This is a genomic window from Mycobacterium xenopi (assembly GCF_009936235.1).
Classification (GTDB): Bacteria; Actinomycetota; Actinomycetes; order Mycobacteriales; family Mycobacteriaceae; genus Mycobacterium; species Mycobacterium xenopi.
Window position 1 is genome coordinate 2,716,618 of the sequence record NZ_AP022314.1, and the last position, 17,627, is coordinate 2,734,244.

At 65.3% G+C, this 17,627-nt stretch carries 16 protein-coding genes, 1 tRNA gene and 3 pseudogenes; 8 read left to right on the plus strand and 12 right to left on the minus strand.

All coding sequences use genetic code 11. The features are described from left to right. Positions 1-2: 2 nt before the first annotated feature. A complete protein-coding gene (locus MYXE_RS12675) occupies positions 3-1,838 on the plus strand; it encodes a molybdopterin-dependent oxidoreductase (protein ID WP_003919545.1) in 1,836 nt (611 codons plus the stop codon). A gap of 35 nt (positions 1,839-1,873) precedes the next feature. On the opposite strand, the gene MYXE_RS12680 is transcribed toward MYXE_RS12675, so the two are convergent. Then, positions 1,874-2,626 carry a hypothetical protein gene (locus MYXE_RS12680; RefSeq protein ID WP_112650304.1) on the minus strand — a complete coding sequence of 251 codons (753 nt, stop codon included), beginning with the start codon at positions 2,624-2,626 and terminating at the stop codon, positions 1,874-1,876. 11 nt (positions 2,627-2,637) lie between these two features. Between MYXE_RS12680 and MYXE_RS12685 the strand changes: the two genes are divergently transcribed. Next, positions 2,638-3,120: a TetR/AcrR family transcriptional regulator gene (locus MYXE_RS12685; protein WP_232061604.1), complete on the plus strand. Its 483-nt coding sequence runs from the start codon at positions 2,638-2,640 to the stop codon at positions 3,118-3,120. A gap of 92 nt (positions 3,121-3,212) precedes the next feature. Next, the gene (locus MYXE_RS12690; protein WP_003919542.1) at positions 3,213-3,515 is read left to right on the plus strand and encodes a hypothetical protein; all 303 of its coding nucleotides are present in this window, start codon (positions 3,213-3,215) and stop codon (positions 3,513-3,515) included. On the opposite strand, the pseudogene MYXE_RS12695 reads toward MYXE_RS12690, so the two are convergent. From MYXE_RS12695 to MYXE_RS12705, 3 genes and pseudogenes are all read right to left on the minus strand, one after another. Further along, a pseudogene (locus MYXE_RS12695) lies at positions 3,512-4,971 on the minus strand (aminotransferase class I/II-fold pyridoxal phosphate-dependent enzyme). The gene MYXE_RS12690 and the pseudogene MYXE_RS12695 sit on opposite strands and share 4 nt — an antisense overlap. A gap of 52 nt (positions 4,972-5,023) precedes the next feature. After that, positions 5,024-5,452 (minus strand): type II toxin-antitoxin system Rv0910 family toxin, encoded by a 429-nt coding sequence (locus MYXE_RS12700; RefSeq protein WP_085194315.1) that lies wholly within the window; start codon positions 5,450-5,452, stop codon positions 5,024-5,026. 95 nt (positions 5,453-5,547) lie between these two features. Then, positions 5,548-6,111 carry a hypothetical protein gene (locus tag MYXE_RS12705; RefSeq protein ID WP_003919540.1) on the minus strand — a complete coding sequence of 188 codons (564 nt, stop codon included), beginning with the start codon at positions 6,109-6,111 and terminating at the stop codon, positions 5,548-5,550. 264 nt (positions 6,112-6,375) lie between these two features. Between MYXE_RS12705 and MYXE_RS12715 the strand changes: the two are divergent. Together MYXE_RS12715 and MYXE_RS12720 are read left to right on the plus strand one after the other, a co-directional pair. After that, positions 6,376-7,982 (plus strand): annotated as a pseudogene (locus MYXE_RS12715) (DUF4407 domain-containing protein). Positions 7,983-8,275: 293 nt separating this feature from the next. After that, positions 8,276-8,815: a hypothetical protein gene (locus MYXE_RS12720; protein WP_085194304.1), complete on the plus strand. Its 540-nt coding sequence runs from the start codon at positions 8,276-8,278 to the stop codon at positions 8,813-8,815. Here MYXE_RS12720 and MYXE_RS12725 read toward each other — a convergent pair. Next, positions 8,812-9,612 (minus strand): MOSC domain-containing protein, encoded by an 801-nt coding sequence (locus tag MYXE_RS12725; RefSeq protein ID WP_085194311.1) that lies wholly within the window; start codon positions 9,610-9,612, stop codon positions 8,812-8,814. The two genes, MYXE_RS12720 and MYXE_RS12725, sit on opposite strands and share 4 nt — an antisense overlap. A gap of 152 nt (positions 9,613-9,764) precedes the next feature. Here MYXE_RS12725 and MYXE_RS12730 point away from each other — a divergent pair, with 152 nt between their 5' ends. Continuing rightward, positions 9,765-11,243 (plus strand): APC family permease, encoded by a 1,479-nt coding sequence (locus MYXE_RS12730; RefSeq protein WP_085194301.1) that lies wholly within the window; start codon positions 9,765-9,767, stop codon positions 11,241-11,243. A gap of 148 nt (positions 11,244-11,391) precedes the next feature. Further along, positions 11,392-12,066: a DUF3060 domain-containing protein gene (locus MYXE_RS12735; RefSeq protein ID WP_161552095.1), complete on the plus strand. Its 675-nt coding sequence runs from the start codon at positions 11,392-11,394 to the stop codon at positions 12,064-12,066. Positions 12,067-12,130: 64 nt separating this feature from the next. On the opposite strand, the gene MYXE_RS12740 is transcribed toward MYXE_RS12735, so the two are convergent. Continuing rightward, positions 12,131-12,448, minus strand: coding sequence for a hypothetical protein (locus MYXE_RS12740; RefSeq protein WP_232061605.1), 318 nt, complete (start codon positions 12,446-12,448; stop codon positions 12,131-12,133). Positions 12,449-12,715: 267 nt separating this feature from the next. On the opposite strand from MYXE_RS12740, the gene MYXE_RS12745 reads away from it, so the two are divergent. Continuing rightward, positions 12,716-13,225 carry a hypothetical protein gene (locus MYXE_RS12745; RefSeq protein ID WP_085193989.1) on the plus strand — a complete coding sequence of 170 codons (510 nt, stop codon included), beginning with the start codon at positions 12,716-12,718 and terminating at the stop codon, positions 13,223-13,225. A gap of 47 nt (positions 13,226-13,272) precedes the next feature. Here MYXE_RS12745 and MYXE_RS12750 read toward each other — a convergent pair. The 6 genes and pseudogenes from MYXE_RS12750 to scpB form a co-directional block, all read right to left on the minus strand. Continuing rightward, a tRNA-Pro gene (locus MYXE_RS12750) sits at positions 13,273-13,346 on the minus strand. A gap of 399 nt (positions 13,347-13,745) precedes the next feature. Further along, positions 13,746-14,035 (minus strand): annotated as a pseudogene (locus tag MYXE_RS12755) (hypothetical protein). 95 nt (positions 14,036-14,130) lie between these two features. Then, entirely contained in the window at positions 14,131-15,513 is a 1,383-nt protein-coding gene (gene der, locus MYXE_RS12760; RefSeq protein WP_085193971.1) for a ribosome biogenesis GTPase Der, read from the minus strand. Beyond that, positions 15,510-16,193: a (d)CMP kinase gene (gene cmk / locus MYXE_RS12765; protein ID WP_039889574.1), complete on the minus strand. Its 684-nt coding sequence runs from the start codon at positions 16,191-16,193 to the stop codon at positions 15,510-15,512. Before cmk ends, der begins: the two co-directional genes overlap by 4 nt. Then, a complete protein-coding gene (locus MYXE_RS12770) occupies positions 16,190-16,927 on the minus strand; it encodes a pseudouridine synthase (RefSeq protein WP_085193973.1) in 738 nt (245 codons plus the stop codon). The genes cmk and MYXE_RS12770 overlap by 4 nt, the downstream gene beginning before the upstream one ends. Further along, positions 16,927-17,610 (minus strand): SMC-Scp complex subunit ScpB, encoded by a 684-nt coding sequence (gene scpB / locus MYXE_RS12775; protein ID WP_232061830.1) that lies wholly within the window; start codon positions 17,608-17,610, stop codon positions 16,927-16,929. Before scpB ends, MYXE_RS12770 begins: the two co-directional genes overlap by 1 nt. Positions 17,611-17,627 lie beyond the last annotated feature (17 nt).

Below are 17,627 nucleotides of genomic sequence, written 5' to 3' on the forward strand. Positions count from 1 at the left end.
GAGTGACCACGACAGACGTGAACGGCGCCCAGGCGCACAACGACTCGGCTGGCGGTGATGTGCCGACGCACAACGGCACCGCCACCGCGTTAGCGGTCGGCGCCCCGCTGACATTCGACCCGGATTATCGCAGCGAAGTACACACCGCCGAGGACACCATCGATGTGGAGACCTACGGCGGCGGGTTCGACCTGACCCGGCGAGCCACCGCGCCGAAGCTGCGGGTGGGCCGAGACAAGTGGTTCAACTTGCTGTGGCTGCTTCCGATTGGCTTCGCGATGCTGGTCGCCGCGGTCGCGATCGGCAAGGGCCTGTACCACATGCCGGCGGTGCACGCATTCATCCAGCGTTACCCCGGCACCGACACCCGAGGCGTCAAGCCGGGCATCCCGGCGTGGATCGGCTGGACCCATTTCTTCAATCTGTTCATGATGATGTTCATCATCAGAACCGGGATCCAGATCCTCTGCGACCATCCGCGGCTCTACTTCAGCCGCAACGCCACGCCCGGCAAGGACGAATGGCTGCGCGTTGGCCCACCCGTTCCGGACGACGAGTACTGGACCGCCAACGCCGACACGGTCGCGCTGCCAAGGCATTTTGGGCTTCCCGGGTTTCGCCACTCGATCGGGCTGGCGCGGTGGTGGCACTTGGGTGTCGACGTGCTGTGGCTGCTCAACGGCGCTGTCTTCTACGTATTGCTGTTTGCCACCGGACAGTGGCGGCACATCGTGCCGACCAACTGGGACGTCTTCCCCAACGCCGTCTCGGTGGCGATCCAATACCTGTCTCTGCACTGGCCGACCGACAACGGGTGGGTGGCCTACAACGGGTTGCAGGTGTTGGCGTACTTCACCACGGTGTTCATCGCCGCCCCGGCCGCGCTGTTGACCGGCCTGGGCATGTCGCCGGCGCTGTCGCAGCGTGTGCACTGGCTCAGTAAGCGGTTGAGCATCCAGCATGCCCGCTCGCTGCACTTTCTAGTGCTGGTGTACTTCTTGTTCTTCATCCTGGTGCACGTGACGTTGGTGTTCACCACCGAGGCGCTGCGCAACCTCAACCACATGTTCGCCGCCCGCGACGACGACAGCTGGGTGGGCTTTTGGTTTTTCGCCGCGGCCATGGTGGTGACCGCGGTGGCGTGGGTGTGGGCCACTCCCTTCACCATTCGCCATCCCCGGGTGGTGCAACGGGTGGGCTATGCGCTGGTCGGGCCCTTCCAGCGGATGCTGGAAAAACTGGACCCCAAGCCGGGCGCCTTCACCGAAGACGACATCTCACCGCATCACTGGCGCAACGGTCGCCTGCCCGAAACCGTCGAGTACAAGGAGCTGGAGAAAAACGACTTCCGCGACTGGCGGCTACGGGTTTACGGCCTCGTCGAGCATCCGATGGAGTTCTCGCTCGACGATCTCAAGGCGCTGCCCTACCACGAGCAGATCAGCCAGCACTTCTGCATCCAGGCATGGTCGGGCGTCGCCAAATGGGGTGGCGTGCATATGAAGACGATCATGGACATCGTCAAACCGCTGCCCGAGGCCAAATGGGTGGTGTTCTACTCGATGGGTCTCGGCGCAACCGGCGGGATCTACTACAACGCGCACCCGATTTCGCAGATGACCCATCACATGACCATGCTGGCCTACAACATGAACGACCAGCCGCTGCCCTACATGCACGGCAAGCCGCTGCGGCTGCGCAACGAATTGCAGCATGGTTTCAAGCTGGTGAAGTGGATCAAGGGCATCGAATTCGTCGCCGACTACCGCGAGATCGGCAGTGGCTACGGCGGATACAGCGAAGACCACAAGTTCTTCGGCCGCCACCAGACGCTATAGCCCTATAGCCGTGGCATGAGCGGATCCGCCGGCGCCTACGGACTGGCCAGCAGTGTGCCGAATTTCGCCGCCAGCCAAGGTTTACGCCCGCCGGCACGCAGCTTGCCGCGAATGATCTGCGACCACTGCGAGACTCGGCCGTAGCCGGCGAGAAGGAAAGCGACCGGATCGGCGGTGATGATGCAGTCCGCGCGCTCACCGGCCGGGCCGACCACGCCGGTGCCGTCATCGACCGCCATCCGATAACGAGGCCCGCCGCGCAACCGGAGCTCGAAGCTGACGTGCACTGCGCGGCAACGGTCGGGCCGCAGGTAGTTGGGCGCCAGCGCCAGCACGGCGGGAAGCACCAGCAACGCATCGTCACGGCGGATGCTCCACGGCTGGTGGGTGGCCCGGGCGATGTCCAGGCCGTGGACCAGTTGCTCGCCCAGCAGTAGGCAGGTCATGAAAGCCGGCTCCAACACCAGCCCGTCAGCTGTGGCGATCGCGGCGGGCTGGGAAGCGTCGATGGTTGCCGCGGCGGCGAGATAGTGCACGGCGGTGTCCTCCAGCATGTCGGCCAGCCGCCACAGGTCTCGTTCGGGCACGGCGGTCAAGTGGCGAGCGTTGACCGCGGCGCGCAGCCGCCACGGCGGCCGGTCGACCACCCGGTCCGAAACGCGATACCCGTTGACATGGTTGGTCAGCGCCTCGGTGTATTCACGGAGGTCGCCGACCACATGCGCCGCTGTCTGGCTGGCGTTCCAAGCCAGTCCCGGCACCGGAGCGCCGGGGATTTCGTGACACATCGGTGGACGATTTGGCACGCGCGGCCCGGGTCACCACCGGTGCTCTGTATCACCACTTCCCCACCAAGACCGCGCTTTTCGAGGCGGTTTTTGAGCATGCCCACACCGAGTTGATGAACCACGCGATGGAAGCCGCCCGGGAGGCGTCCGATGATCTCGACGAGCTCGCGCGGGGCTTCGACGCGTTCCTGGCGGCGGTGCTGCAACCCGAGCTGCAGCGCATCTTGATCATCGACGGCCCTGCGGTGCTGGGACTGGCCCGCTACACCGAACTGGACGAGCGTTACGCGTTTGCGGTGATCGTCGAGGCTTTTCGCGCGGCGACGGCCGCCGGCACGCTGCGAGTTGACGACCCCGAGACAATCACTCGGCTGCTGCTGGGGGCGCTGAGTCGCGGCGCAATGCTGATCGCCAACTCGCCGCACCCCGGCGAAACCCGGGATGCCGTCGCGCGGAGCATGCGGACCCTGCTCGACGGCTTCCGCCCGCGCTGAGCCGCGCCCAGCCGTTTTCCCGGGCCGGGATTTGGGTAGCAAGCTCAACACCGCTTCGGGCGGCGAGCTGGAGTGACAGTGGGGAGAAGCTAATGGGAGACACCTCACGCGACCCGGTCGATTACCACCGGACCACCCGTCCGCACGCGGGCGAGGCGATAAGTGACGTGACGAATCTGCCCGGGCTCGTTTTGGTGGGAACCGGTGTCGTGGCGATGGCCATCTGCGTGGCCGCCTTCGCAATGGGGCAGGTCGGCGTCGGCATCGCGGCCGTGGTCGTCGCGCTGCTTGCCAGTGCAGCCGGGATGGCTTGGCTTGCCGCGGAGCGCAGGCGAGTGCGCGACATCGAACGCCGACAGCTGGCCCGCCGGTCAGGCGATTCTGCGGCGGGTTAAGCCACGACGCGGATGTGCTTCAACTGCCGGTCGGCGGGATCCGGCAGCGTCATCCCAGCCTCGACCCCGGATCGCAGGTATTCGATGACGGCGCCGTTGAGCCGCTCACCCGGCACCACAGCCGGAACCCCGGGCGGGTACGGCGTGATCTGCTCCGCCGCGATGCGCCCTGCCGCCTCGGCCGCCGGAACCACCTCGACCGGACCGAAAAACGCTTCGCGAGGCAGCATTACCGTCTCGAGCTGCAATTCTTCCGGCGACGGCAGCCGCATCTGCGACGGTGCATCGACCGACCCGGCCGCGTCGCGCCAGGCCGCTAGCGCATCCACGAGGCGTTCGGTGCTTCGCGGATCGTCAGCGAATGACAAGGTCGCCAGGATTCGCCGATGGTCGGCCAACCCGACATCGATGCGATGGTGCCGGCGCAGCCAGTCGCGAGCCTGATACCCCGACGCTCCGGTCGCCGATACGTCCAGCAGCACCTGCAGGCGGTCCAAGTCGTGCGACGCCTCGGTGCCGAGCAGCTCGTCCTCCATGACGTCGACATCGGGAATCTCGCCGATGCGTTCCCGGACGTCTTTGGCCAAATGTAATGCAGCGCCGAGCAATTCCCGTCCATGCTGGACCATCTGTCGCCGCCAGCCGTCGAGCGCAGCGTAGTTCATCACATTCGGGCTCGTCGTCATCAGCAGGTCCGCGCACGCAGCAAGCCGGTCGCGGTCCACCAGGTCGCCTTGCGCGTGATATACCGAGCCCTGCTCGAAGCCGGCGCCCATCTTGTGTACGCTCACCACGCAGATATCAGCGCCGGCGTCCATCGCCCAAGTCGGCAGATTCGGATGGAATGGCAGATGGGCGCCCCACGCCTCGTCCACGATCAACGGCTTGCCGCGCTCGTGACAAATGTCTGCAATCCGGGCCAGATCGGCACAGGTTCCATACGGCGACGGGCTGACAATCAATGCCCCGGCAGCATCGGGATACTCCTGCCACGCCACGGCAACCCGCTCAGGTGACGGCGGGTGGCACAAGTGACGCTCGACATCCCAGCGTGGGGTGATCCAACGCGGGCGGATGCCGGCGAAAATCAGCCCACCAACGATGGACTTGTGGCTGTCCCGGGCGACGAGCAGACCGCCGTCCGCACCTCCGGCAACGCCATCATCGCCGCCCGCACGGACAGCGAGCTACCGCAGGTGGAAAAGAACGCCGAGGATGCGCCAACCGCGTCGGCCATCAGCTCTTCGGCCTGCGCGAGATACCGGCCGCCGGAACGCCAGTCGTCCATGCCACCGCTGGCCAGCATGTCGGCGCGGAACGGATCTCTACCCAGCACGGCCAGCACCCGCTCGTCGGCCCCTCGGCCTTGCCGATGCCCAGGCGGGCTGAAGCCGTAGCGGTCGTTGCGGTGGTAGTCGGCCACAGCGTCCAGCAACGGCGCCCGGCTGTGGTCCATGGCCAGACAATACTGCTCGGGTGACGCCACCGGTTGCGACGCGGCCAGCCGCTCAGCGCAGGGCTGCCAGGTTGGCTATCGACTTGTGCGCATCAGACTTCACGACCCGGGCGACCAGCCGCCCGAGGGGCCCGTTGAGCACTCCGCCCTTGATCTCGGCGGTCAGACGAAACACCGTGCCGGGATGGTTGTCGGTGAGCGTCATCCTCACTGCGAGCCGAATTCCGCCGCGGCCCCGGCCTTTTAGTTCAATGACTTCCGGTTCGTCATAACGGGTGACGGTCCAGTGGATGACGTTGCGAAAGCCCTTCACTTTGATGCACGCCGATACGGAGGTGCCCTCTTCGATGGTGGACGGAACTGCACCGCGCCAGCCGCCGAAAATCGTCATCCACTCCCCGAACCGGCTCAGGTCTGACGCCAGCTTCCAGGCGGCAGCCGGTTCTAGCTCGGATGTCGTCGAAACCTCTACTCGTGCCATGTCGTGGTCCACCCTCCAACTGACGCTGCGTGGTACACCCGGCCCCGCATACCCGACCGCTGCAGCCCGATAAACCCGCGCGTCGCCACCCCGTTTCAGGCGCTGTCCCAGGCGGCAGCCAATTCCTTGGCCACGTCGATGACTTGGGCGGCTTGTGATTGCGGTGAGTCGATTTCGTTGGCGACATGCTGAGCGATGTAGCGGCGAATCTCACCGTCGACGCCCGCCACGATCCGCAACAGCTCACCGCGGATCGAGGTGGCGGCGACGTGAACCATGATGTCCGACGGCCTCGGCTTGCCCACGTCGATGACCAGCAGCAGCGGCTCGGCCGCGTGCGCAGAAGCGCGCAAGGCGATTTCGCCGTCGACCATGAACCGCTGCTTGTCTAATCGCAAATCGACGATCATCTCGATCGCCAGTGGAATCCGGATATCGAAGGTGATCATCTGGCCGAGATTCCGGGTCACCTGCGGCTGCTGGATCTTGACATTCGCGCTGACCCGGGCAAGCCCGCCCGGTCCCTGCCGGATCGGGCCGGTCTGGAACTCTTCACCGGCGATCTGGCTGAACGCCGCGGCGACGCGGGCCTCGGTAACAGCGACCTCGAAGAACCTGCGACCGAATTCTTCATAGGTCACGTAGTTGTGGGTCTGCATAAATTCATACCGTCTCATGTCGTCGGCGATGTCGGTTGTTGACCCGCTTATGCCAGGGCATTTTCGCCCTCCAACCACGTCGGGCCTCCGCTGCGAACCGGCGCGGGACTGTGAGAAGATTCCGGTGTCGCACCGCCGCGATGGCACCTCGGCGCCGAGTTTCGATTTCCGGTCGGGTTCGTCAACCACCACGGCAAGTCCTCGATTCGCCTGCCTCGGCCGGTGCCTGTCAGCTGCGAGAACCTGGAGGTGTTTGTCAGTTCCATGCGCGCCCACCAAGATTCTGAATCCCGCTCTCCCGGTTGGCGATTGGGACCGAAGCTGACCTGGCTGGGCGGCGGCCATTGGGAGGAACTCGCTGAGCGCCATCAGCGCTCCACCCAGGCGATTGCCGGGATGGTCGTGCTGCTCGACGCCGGGCTGGCTTGGCTGGCCGCGACGGTTGCCGTCGGGGCGTCGTCGCGCTGGCCGACGCCAGCCATCCTGCCGTTGACGCTGGCGTTCGGCCTGGTGGCGGCGCGGTGACGCGTGCCACCGCGAGCGGGCCTACGCGCGGCTGGCCGAGCGTGGCAGCACGCGGTGCGGTGGCCATCGCGGTTGGCATGACGGTGGCCGAACTGGCTGGCCTCGCGGTGTTGTCCGGTTCGATCGATCGCCGTCTCGCCGAGCAGGCCGTGCAGCGTGCCGACTCCGCGCCTGCCGTCGCGCAGGCCTCGACCAACCTCGACCGGGCACGCGCGGCGCGCAGCGCCCTGGACAACGTCGTCGAGCAGGCCCGCGCACACCGCGACGAGGCGCTGGTTGTCGCGCGATGCGAATACAACCCGACGCCGGCGTGCCCGCAGACCCGCATCACCGGGGTACCCGGGGTGGGACCGGAAACCCGCGCGGCCAACGACCTGCTGGCCGACGCGCAACGGGAACTCGACACGGCACTGGCCGCCCGCGATCGTCGCGCACCCGAGTTGGACGCCCAGATCGCCGCCGGCGAACAGGAGCTCGAGCAGGCCCGCCGGGCCGCGATCGCGGATGCGGACCACGGCCTGGGGGCCCGCTGGGCCGCCATGTACGACCTCACCTTCGGCAGCGCGGGGGTGCTTGCAGTACGTCTGCTCGTCATCGCATTGTGCGCGGCGCTGTACGTGCTGCCGCTGATCCTGCGGCTGTGGCGCGGTGAGACAAGTCACGATCGCCACGCGGCGGCGCGTGCCGAGCGTGACCGCGCCGAGCTGCAGGCCGATACGGCGATCGCCGTCAAGCGTGCCGAGGTCCGCCAGGCGGCCGAGACCATGCGGGCCGATCAGCAGCTGGCCAGCGCTCGGTTAGCCGCCGAAGCGCAGACCGAAATCGACCGAGCCCAACAGCGCCGCCAGGTCGCCGAGGCGCTCGAGGGCCATGCGCGCGAGTACCCCCCGATCGCGGCCAAAGCCGCCGGTGAGCAGGCTGTCTGCGAGAACCTGCCGGCGCGAGTCGAGCGCCGCGACACCGTCGAACCGGGACACGAGCGTGGAGCGCCGCTGATCGCGGACGTCACCAAGACGCCTGCCCGATGGATACGTCCGCTGGTGCCGGGGTTTGTCGCCCGCGCCGTCGACACCACGACGCAGCCACTGCGGGCAGCGCGCCAGATGTTCGAAGACGTCGAGGAGATTACCTTCTCGCTCAAACGCACCCGGAGGGTGACCGTGAGCGCCGAGGATCGCGGCAGCCAGGTGGCGCCGGACTCGGCTCTTGTCAAGGACCGCCCGGCAGCGTCGCGCGGGCGGGACCACCTGAAAGCATCTGCTGCGCCGCGCGAAGTCGAAATCGGTGACCGACCAGCCGAATTGGACGCACCGGAGGTTCCACGTCAGCTTCCACCCGGAAAATGAGAATAGCCTGCGGCTGGGGACACCGCTCGCGTCGCCAAACAACTCGACAAGAGTTGAATTATACGTAGAATGCGTTGGCCCACATGATATTTCGTATTTTCGATGGCATAACACCATCGTCGGGCAATCGGCAAAGCGATTGCGAAAGTTACTGGGCTATACGGTTTTTCGCCCATAACATCTAATTCCCAGTCCGCTATGGCATTTGTAACTGATGCCACTAAATTGAGTGAATCGTGAGTCCCGCCACATATTTTGGATGTGCGTTGACGGTGTTGTTAATGTCCCGGCGCATGTTTGTTTTAGCTACGCTGATGTCACTTATTCAGCAGGTGTCGGGTACTCCGTATGTCGCAGGCGGAGACTCACCTGCCGGTACCGACTGTTCCGGGCTGGCTTCGTGGATAGCGAACATGGCCACTGACAGGCCGGTTTTCGGAAGCAGGTTCAACACCGGAAACGAGGAATCCGCGCTGCTGGCCCGGGGCTTCAAGTACGGAACTGCCCCTGGCGCTTTGGTGATCGGATGGAACAGTCGCCATACCGCGGTCACACTGCCGGACGGGACACCGGTGTCCAGCGGCGAAGGCGGTGGCGTGAAAATCGGTGGTGGGGGCGCTTATCAGCCACAATTCACCCACCACATGTTTTTGCCGGTAGCACCCGAGGCGGCAGAAGACACTCCCGCACCCGAAGAAGCAGCCGTTCTGGTCGGTGTCGTGGAACCTGAAGCTCCTGCGCCCGATCCAGCACCAACTGACGCGATCGGCTCAGAACTGCCTGTGCCAGAACCTGATCCAGTGCCAGCATCGGATGAGGCGGTTAACAGCTAGTTGAGGGTCACAGGGTCGCCGATGTGGATGACGCCTTCTGTCAGCACCGAAAGGTACACGCCTGCGCAGGGCAGCCTCGCCGATCCCGATGCCGCCACCCGGTTTTCGGCTACCAACGTGCGCAGCGCCTGAGGGGCCGGCGGTAACGGACCATGTTCCAAAGTGGGCACCGCACATCGTGATGTGGGTTTCAGGACACGCAACCGGGTCTCGCCCACGGTGAGTTCTCTGCCCACCCATTCGGTTTCCGCGTATGGCGGGTAGCCTGGCGGTGTGGCGATCACCAGATTCGGCCGGTAACGCAGCGCATCTACCCCGACACGCTCGATTGTGGCGGTCGTGATCGCGTGCAGCGGGGCGAGGTCGGTGAACGAGTCGCCCGGTGTTGCCCCCGCAATCTCGACGATGCGGGCGTCGACCTCGGCGTCCACACCCAGCTCGAGCACCTTCTCCGGATCGGGCCGCTCCAAGGCAGCGCCCTGGGGGCGCTTGCTGACCAGCCGGACCGCCCGCCCCACCAACCCGGAGAGCAGCTCGTCGATGCCCGGGTCATCGGCGGCCACACTGGCCGCGTCGGGCAGCGCGATGCGAACCCGCCCGGTGTCCCAGCTGGCGGAGAACTGCAAGAGCTGACGCCACAACCGGGGCTGCTTGGCGCTGGCTACCCGTCCTGTCACCGCATCGACCAGTGCAAGTCGGCGGTCTCCAGCTGCGCCGCATTCGTCGACGAACATGCTGGCAAGGCTTTCGCCGAGCATCGACTTCACCGGGTAGCGATACAGCATGTGTACTTCCATCTGCACCGCACCGTCGGAGTGCGGGCCGCGCGTCGTCACGGCTCTCAGTATGCGCGTTCGCCAAATCAGCCTGTGGACCACATTGAGCGCAAATTTCCGACGCGACGGGTGGCGCGCGGTCATACTCAAGACCATTCCGGGGAGGAGGCGCCATGCCAACGCCGGCGCTCAGTTTGGCCCAGCAGATGCTGCGGCGCCGGCCGGTGAGCGGCGCGCCCGTCGCTCACGGTGCCTCAGATCGCCTGCGACGAAGCCTGGGGACCTTTCAGCTGACGATGTTTGGTGTCGGGTCAACGGTCGGCACCGGCATCTTCGTTATTCTCTCGGTGTCGGTACCACAAGCCGGTCCGGCAGTGGTCATTTCTTTCATCCTCGCCGGAATCGCGGCGGGCCTCACCGCGATCTGCTACGCCGAACTCGCATCGGCGGTTCCGGTGTCCGGGTCGGCTTACTCATACTCCTACGCGATCCTCGGCGAGTTCGCGGCGGTGGGGGTCGCGGCATGCCTGCTGCTGGAGTATGGCGTCTCAACTGCCGCGGTGGCCGTCGGATGGAGTCAGTACTTGAACAAGTTGTTCAGCAACGTCTTTGGATTCCAGCTGCCGCAAGCGATTTCGGCGGCACCATGGGATTCTGAGCCCGGGGTGATCAACTTGCCGGCAATCGTCTTGGTCGCGATGTGTGCGGCGCTGCTGATCCGCGGCGTCAGCGAATCCGCCAAAGCCAACGCCGTGATGGTGTTGATCAAGCTCGGCGTGCTGCTGATGTTCGCTGCCATCGCGTTCACCGCGTTTAAAACCGAGCGCTTCGCCGACTTCGCACCGTTCGGTGTCTCAGGCATCAGCTTGGCTGCCGGCACGATCTTCTTTACCTACATCGGACTTGACGCCGTCTCCACCGCCGGCGACGAGGTCAAAGACCCGCAGCACACGATGCCGCGGGCAATCATCGCGGCCATGTTGATCGTGACCGGCTTCTACGTGCTTGTGGCGGTAGCCGCGATCGGCGGCCAGCCGTGGCAGGAGTTCAAGGGTCAAGAGGCCGACCTCTCGGTAATCTTGGAGCACATCAGTGGAAATGTGGTTGGCAGCACGATTTTGGCTGCCGGCGCGGTGATTTCGATATTCTCCGTCACTTTGGTGACGATGTACGGTCAGACGCGCATCCTCTACGCGGTGGGACGTGACGGGCTGCTGCCGACGACGTTCGCAAAGGTCAACCCTCGCATGATGACACCGGTCAGCAATACCGTGATCGTCGCGGGCGTTCTGGCAATCCTGGCGGGCCTCGTGCCGCTGGAGAACCTGGCCGAAATCGTGTCCATCGGCACTCTGACCGCGTTCATCGTGGTGTCGGTGGGAGTCATCATCTTGCGCGTCCGCGAACCGGACTTGCCCCGCGGTTTCAAGGTGCCCGGGTACCCGATCACACCGATCTTGTCAGTGGCGTCGTGCGTCTATATCTTGTCGAGCCTGCATTGGTACACCTGGATCGGATTCAGCGTGTGGTTGGTGGTCGCGCTGATCTTCTATCTGGTATGGGGTCGCCGGCACAGCGCACTCAATGACCGCGTCAATGGTGGAATCGGAACGGTGCTGCCTGTTGAGGATGTTGCGGCGCCGAATAGCTGACGGATCGGGGGCGTCGGGTGATCGACGGCGGATAGCAGTCCCGAAAATGCGGTCCGCCGTGCTGTCCACCATGTCCTTCGGGGGGCAGGTCGCTTGCACAGTCGGCAAAATTCCTGCGGCCACAGCTTGTTGGTGGGACCATTTGCAGATGGACGACCAGGAGGACCCCGAGAAGCGCATCGCCGAGCTGGAACGGCAGCTGGCCGAGCGGACACGCGGCGCCGAACTAGGAAGTCAACAGGTCTCGGTGTCCAGTACTGACGAGACGCCAGGGTCGCCGCCCGCGCCGCCCACTCTGGTGTCACCAACGCCATACAGCAGCGCAGGTTTCCCACGGTGGCAACGCAGCAGCCCGCTGCGCCGGTGGCGCGTGGTCTGGATACTGGTGGCCTTCTGGTTGGTCATGATCCCGCTGGGCAATATTGTGAGTCGGGTATTCACCCACGTGAGGCAATACTCTTCGCCCCCCTCGTCTTCTACCATGCACCCATCACCGAGCGGTCCGAGCGTCTCGTCTGTTGCGCCGCAACCTTTTCCGAGCGGGCTGATCGTCGCCCGTGGCGGCGTGCTTAGCCTCGGCGGTAACGGGAGATCGCAGACGATCTCATGCAACGACGGCACGCTGAATTTGTCCGGCAACAACAACACATTCACGGTCACCGGTCACTGTCTCAGGCTGCGGGTTTCAGGCAACTACACTCATGTCACGGTCGACAGTGCCGACACGATCGACGCCGGCGGCATCTACACTGTGACGATCTATCATGCGGGCACACCGACGATCAACAAGTCGGGAATCGACGTTACCGTCAGCCAGGGCTGACTGCACGGCGGCAGCCACCGATCATGTGCGGTCTCGTTCTGTCTTGTGGGCCAAGGGCTTTCACCTAGTCTGTCTTCTGCCACGGCTGACAGCTGTGGGTCAGAAACGCCGCGTCACTCGGCTGGAGCGCCACTACCTGAGGACCAATGCTGATGTTGTTGTCGATGATGTCGGTCGGGTTGAGGCTGTTCAGCCTGGCCCAATAGCAATCGGACTCTCCTTGACTGCTCCGACCGGCCGAGCGGTAGGTGCCCAGCACGATATCGGTGCCCACTCGATACGTGCCGTCGGTTTCCATGACCGTTTTGGGGACTGGCACCGCCGGTGGTGTGTAGGTCACCGTCACGGTTTTGGTGATGACCGGCTGCACCGTGGACGTCACCGTGGCCGCTATGTCGCTCGACCGCACGCAACCTGAGAGGAGTATCGCCACTGCCGCAAGAGCGGTCTTCTTCCCCGGCACTGAAGGAGGGTAAAGCACAGAAGCACCGTCCTGACACCGTTTTCAGGTGAACCGGAAACGACCCTAAGCTTCGCATCGCGGTCGCTAAGCGTATAGCGGGACACGCAACGTTATAGTTCCAGGGCTGAAGCTTCCGTGGGGGCATACGCCCATCTGTCGTTCCAGGTGCGCGTTACGGTGATCGCCATGCAGGCCGTGACCGCTTCGACAGGTCTGGGTCAGTCGGATTGCGAGCGACTAGTCGCCGGCGCTCTGGCGCAGCCTGTCCTGGCTGTCACGAGCCTGGCCTACGCCGCCGCCGGGATGGCCGTGCTGTGCTGGGCGGCACGGGTCAGGGCGCCGCTGGCTGGGGCTGCCGGAGTTGCGCTTGTGGCGGTCGGGGCGGGCAGCTTCGCCTACCACGGACCCCAGCCATCGTGGGCGAAGGTCGCCCACGACTGGTCGATCGTCGCCGCAGGCGCGGTGTATGCCGTGGGCCTGGCCCGAAGCCGGCGGCGGTGGTCAACGTGGATGGCACCGGCCGGGGTCTTCGCGCTGGGATTGGCCGCCTATGCCGCCGGGCGCTCCGGGTCTCCGCTGTGCCGGCCGGACAGCCTGTGGCAGTTCCACGGCGCCTGGCATGTGCTCTCCGGCGCTGCCGCGGGCTGGGCCGCACTGGCGTTGGCGCCGCGGGGTGGCGCCCACCGCCGCGGGTAGCTGAGGACCTGTCGCGGTCGGGGGCATCTGACCTGCGCGTATATCGGTCGGGCTGACAGGATTTGAACCTGCGACCACTTGACCCCCAGTCAAGTGCGCTACCAAACTGCGCCACAGCCCGGTGTCGCCGTCGCACTATCGGCGGCAGGTCGAAAGCCTACCCGAGAACGCGGCTGTCGCCGCAATCCCTAACCCGGCGACCAGGTTCGGGTTTGTCCATTGTGTGTTCTTACTCCACAGCCGAAGCTTTGGACGCGTCTGGTGCCGGTGCGTGTCGCTAGGCTATCGAACGTGAGTTCGACTTGCGTGGACGATCCGCCGGAGGTGAGCGCGGCGTTGGGCGCCTTGGATACGGCGCTGGCCCGGTGCGCGAGTTGGACTTGCTGGCCCAACAAGCCACCTAGCTGCGCCCCGACCACTCCACACACTGGCCCAACGCAATGCGCTGCGGCAAATTCAGCCACAGCGACCGCCCCCGGAACGCTTCCTCCTCTACCACGTCGACGCTGAGTGACTTGGACTAGACGGTCAGCAGCCGGTACAGGCCAATCACACCAACCGCGACGACCGCTGTGCGTAGCGTGCTGGGCGATAACCGACGCCCGTAGTGGGCACCCATTTAACCGCCAATTAGCGAGCTGACCGCGATCACACCCGCGGCGGGCCAATTGATTCGCTGGGAGGCGACAACGGTGCCTGCCGGCGACCAAACCCCACCGCGTTTGACATCGTCGACGTCACCGCCGGGTAGCCGAGCGCCACCAGCGTCGGAAACGTCAGCAGTGTGCCCGACCCAACGAGCGCATTCATCGCGCCAGCCGTCACACCGGCAAGTGCGATCAGCAGCAGATGCGAAATGGGCACTCCGAAACCCTAATCCGCCCATCCTGAACACAACCTGGCCGTCAGCGTTGGCGTGCGCCCCGCTTTTCCCGCACGCGCACGTTGATCCGGATGGGGCTGCCCTCGAAGCCGAACGTCTCGCGCAGCCGACGTTCCAGAAACCGCCGGTAACCGGCCTCCAGGAACCCGGTGGTGAACAACACGAACGTGGGCGGACGCGAAGAGGCCTGCGTCGCAAACAAAATGCGTGGCTGGCGGCCGCCGCGCACCGGTGGCGGCGTAGCGGCAACCACTTCCTTAAGCCACGCGTTCAACCGACCAGTGGAGATCCGGGTGTCCCACGACGCCAGCGCCTTTTCCAGCGCCGGCACCAGCTTCTTTACCGCCCGACCAGTTTTGGCGGAGATGTTGACCCGCTGTGCCCACCGCAATTGCACCAGCTCGCGGTCGATTTCGCGTTCCAACAGCTCGCGCCGATCCTCGTCGACCAGGTCCCACTTGTTGAACGCCAGCACCAATGCCCGCCCGGCTTCGATAACCATCGACAGGATCCGCTGGTCTTGCTCAGTCAATGGCACGGAGGCGTCGATCAGCACGATCACCACCTCTGCGGCATCGATCGCGCCGTGCGTGCGCACCGACGCGTAATACTCGTGCCCACTGGCCTGACCGACTTTGCGGCGCAGACCCGCCGTGTCGATGAACCGCCACACCTTGCCGCCCAGCTCGATCAGCGAATCCACCGGATCGACGGTGGTGCCGCCCACCTCGTGCACCACCGCCAGCTGATCACCGGCCAGCCGATTCAGCAGCGAGCTCTTGCCGACGTTGGGTTTGCCCACCAGCGCCACCCGCCGCGGTCCGCCACCTGCCGACGCCGTCTCCGCCACCTCGGGCAGTGCGGCCACCACTTCGTCCAGAAGCTCGGCAACGCCTCGCCCGTGCATCGCGCTGATCGCGTACGGCTGGCCGAGTCCCAGCGACCACAGCGCCGCAGCGTCGGCCTCCCCCTTATCACTGTCAACTTTGTTGGCCGCCAAAAAGACTGGCTTCCCCGAGCGCCGCAGGATACGAGCTGCCGCCTCATCCCCAGCTGTCGCGCCCACCACCGCGTCCACCACCAGGATCACCGCGTCGGCGGTACGCATCGCCACCGATGCCTGCTCGGCCACCAACTGCTGCAGCCCCTTCGCGTCCGGCTCCCACCCCCCGGTGTCTTGTACGACGAACCGCCGACCCGTCCACAGCGCGTCGTAGGAAACCCGGTCTCGGGTCACCCCAGGCACGTCTTGCACTACCGCCTCGCGGCGACCCAGGATCCGGTTGACCAACGTTGACTTGCCAACGTTCGGCCGACCGACCACCGCCACCACCGGCGGCGCCTCTACAGCGACTTCCTCGAGCTCCCACTCGCTTTCGTCGCTCCAGGTACCGTCCTGGCTCATTGCACTGCCTCGCTGCGCTGCTTGACCAACTCCAGCAGATGGGCGATCACTTCGGACTCGGTCATCTCGCTGGTGTCGACGACGACAGCGTCGTCGGCGACCCGCAGCGGCGACACCGCGCGAGTTGAATCGAGGTGGTCACGGCGGCGCACATCTGCGAGCACACTGTCGTAGTCGTCGGACAAACCTGCGGCGACGTTCTGCTCGTTGCGCCGCCGCGCCCTGGTCTCCGCCGACGCGGTCAGGAAGATCTTCACGTCTGCGTCGGGCAATACCACCGTTCCGATGTCGCGGCCTTCCACGACGATGCTCGACGGTCCTGCGGCCAGTTCTCGCTGCAGGCCCACCAGCCGCGAACGCACAGCAGGCACAGATGACACCGTCGAGACCGCCCGGGTGACTTCGTCGCCACGGATTTCAACCGAAACATCTTCTGCGCCAAGATAACAGCGATCCACATCGGGGTCATATCCCACGGACAGCTGCACCGTCGCCGCCAAATCACGCACAGCCGCCTCGTCAGACGGGTCGATGCCAGCGCGCAGCACCGCCAGGGTGACAATCCGATACATAGCACCGGTGTCCAGATATCGGGCTCCCAACGCACGCGCTAATCCTCTTGAGACAGAGGACTTTCCGGTTCCGGCCGGACCGTCGACCGCCACCACGACCGGGCTCACAGGCCCACCGCTTTGTAGAGCTTCCCGATTTCGTTGCGGCCCAACGCCCGGATGCTGCCCGGCCGCTGGTTGCCCAGAGATATCGGGCCGATATCGGTGCGCACCAGCGCCTGCACCGGAAACCCTGCAGCGGCCAGCAACCGGCGCACAATGCGTTTGCGACCTTCGTGCAAGGTCAACCGCACCAGCGTTTTGCCCGGAACCGCGTCGACCACGGCGAAATCGTCCACCGCAGCGCGACCATCGTCCAGCTCGATGCCAGCGCGCAGCTTCTTGCCCAGCGCGCGCGGCACCGTCCCGGCCACTGTTGCCAGATACGTCTTGGGCACCGCATAGGAGGGGTGCATCAATCGATGCGCCAGCTCACCGTCGTTGGTCAACAGGATCAACCCCTCGCTGTCCGCGTCGAGCCGACCGACGTGAAAGAGGTTTTTGTTGCCGCGCACCCTATGCTCGATCAGGTCTCCTATGCATGGCCGGCCGCGGTCATCGGCCATGGTCGAGTGCATACCGCGCGGCTTGTTCAACGCCAAATACACCAGCGACTCATCGACGATCACCCGAGCGCCGTCGACCCGGATCACCGATGCGTCCGGATCGACCCGGGTGCCCAATTCGGTCACCAGCTGCCCATCAACCTCGACACGCCCGTCGGCGATCATCTTCTCAGCGGCGCGCCGCGAAGCAATCCCCGCCTGCGACAACAGTTTCTGCAGCCGGACGCCCTCAGCCATCACTCCTCGTCCGCGTCGAACGATGTAGGCTGCTCAGGAGCCGCAACGCCACCGAGTTTGATGAAACGCGGCTCGGCGTCGAGGGATTCGCTAATGTCGTCGATGTTATCGACGTCGGGCAGCAGCGGCGCGATGTCCGGGAGTTCGTCCAGCGAAGACAATCCCAGTCGCTCCAAAAACAGTTCGGTGGTGGCGTATGTCGTCGCGCCGGTGTCGGGATCGGTGCCCGCCTCGGTGATCAGCCCGCGCGCCAACAGTGTTCGCATGACGGCGTCGACGTTGACGCCGCGCACCGCGCTGACTCGCGCCCGGGTCACCGGCTGTCGATAGGCCACCACCGCCAGCGTCTCCAAAGCGGCTCGGGTCAGTTTTGTCCGTGACCCATCGAGCAGCAGCCGCTCGACATAAGGCGCGAACCGGGCACGCGTATACATGCGCCATCCCCCGCCCGCCTCCCGTAGATCGATACCGCTATCGCGTTCGGCGAGTTCGTCGGCCATCAGCCGCAGTTTGGCGGCGACCCGGTACACGGGTTGCTCGGTGACCGCGGCGAGCGTCTCCACCGTCACCGGGGCGTCCACCACCAGCAGCAGCGCTTCGAGCACCCGACCGAGCTCGTCGTCGTCGAGTTGCGGCGACGGCTCCAGGCCAGGGACGTCGAGCCCCAGGTCGGGCTCGGGCAGTTCCCCGTTCACCGGTG

Bases quoted from the DNA above. Each gene is read 5' to 3' on its own strand.
- der (WP_085193971.1), bottom strand. From the start codon at position 15,513: ATGAGCCAGGACGGTACCTGGAGCGACGAAAGCGAGTGGGAGCTCGAG.
- MYXE_RS12680 (WP_112650304.1), bottom strand. From the start codon at position 2,626: ATGTGTCACGAAATCCCCGGCGCTCCGGTGCCGGGACTGGCTTGGAAC.
- MYXE_RS12705 (WP_003919540.1), bottom strand. From the start codon at position 6,111: ATGCAGACCCACAACTACGTGACCTATGAAGAATTCGGTCGCAGGTTC.
- MYXE_RS12735 (WP_161552095.1), top strand. From the start codon at position 11,392: ATGGACGACCAGGAGGACCCCGAGAAGCGCATCGCCGAGCTGGAACGG.
- MYXE_RS12745 (WP_085193989.1), top strand. From the start codon at position 12,716: ATGCAGGCCGTGACCGCTTCGACAGGTCTGGGTCAGTCGGATTGCGAG.
- MYXE_RS12690 (WP_003919542.1), top strand. From the start codon at position 3,213: ATGGGAGACACCTCACGCGACCCGGTCGATTACCACCGGACCACCCGT.
- MYXE_RS12730 (WP_085194301.1), top strand. From the start codon at position 9,765: ATGCCAACGCCGGCGCTCAGTTTGGCCCAGCAGATGCTGCGGCGCCGG.
- MYXE_RS12720 (WP_085194304.1), top strand. From the start codon at position 8,276: ATGTTTGTTTTAGCTACGCTGATGTCACTTATTCAGCAGGTGTCGGGT.
- MYXE_RS12700 (WP_085194315.1), bottom strand. From the start codon at position 5,452: ATGGCACGAGTAGAGGTTTCGACGACATCCGAGCTAGAACCGGCTGCC.
- MYXE_RS12725 (WP_085194311.1), bottom strand. From the start codon at position 9,612: ATGGAAGTACACATGCTGTATCGCTACCCGGTGAAGTCGATGCTCGGC.
- MYXE_RS12770 (WP_085193973.1), bottom strand. From the start codon at position 16,927: ATGGCTGAGGGCGTCCGGCTGCAGAAACTGTTGTCGCAGGCGGGGATT.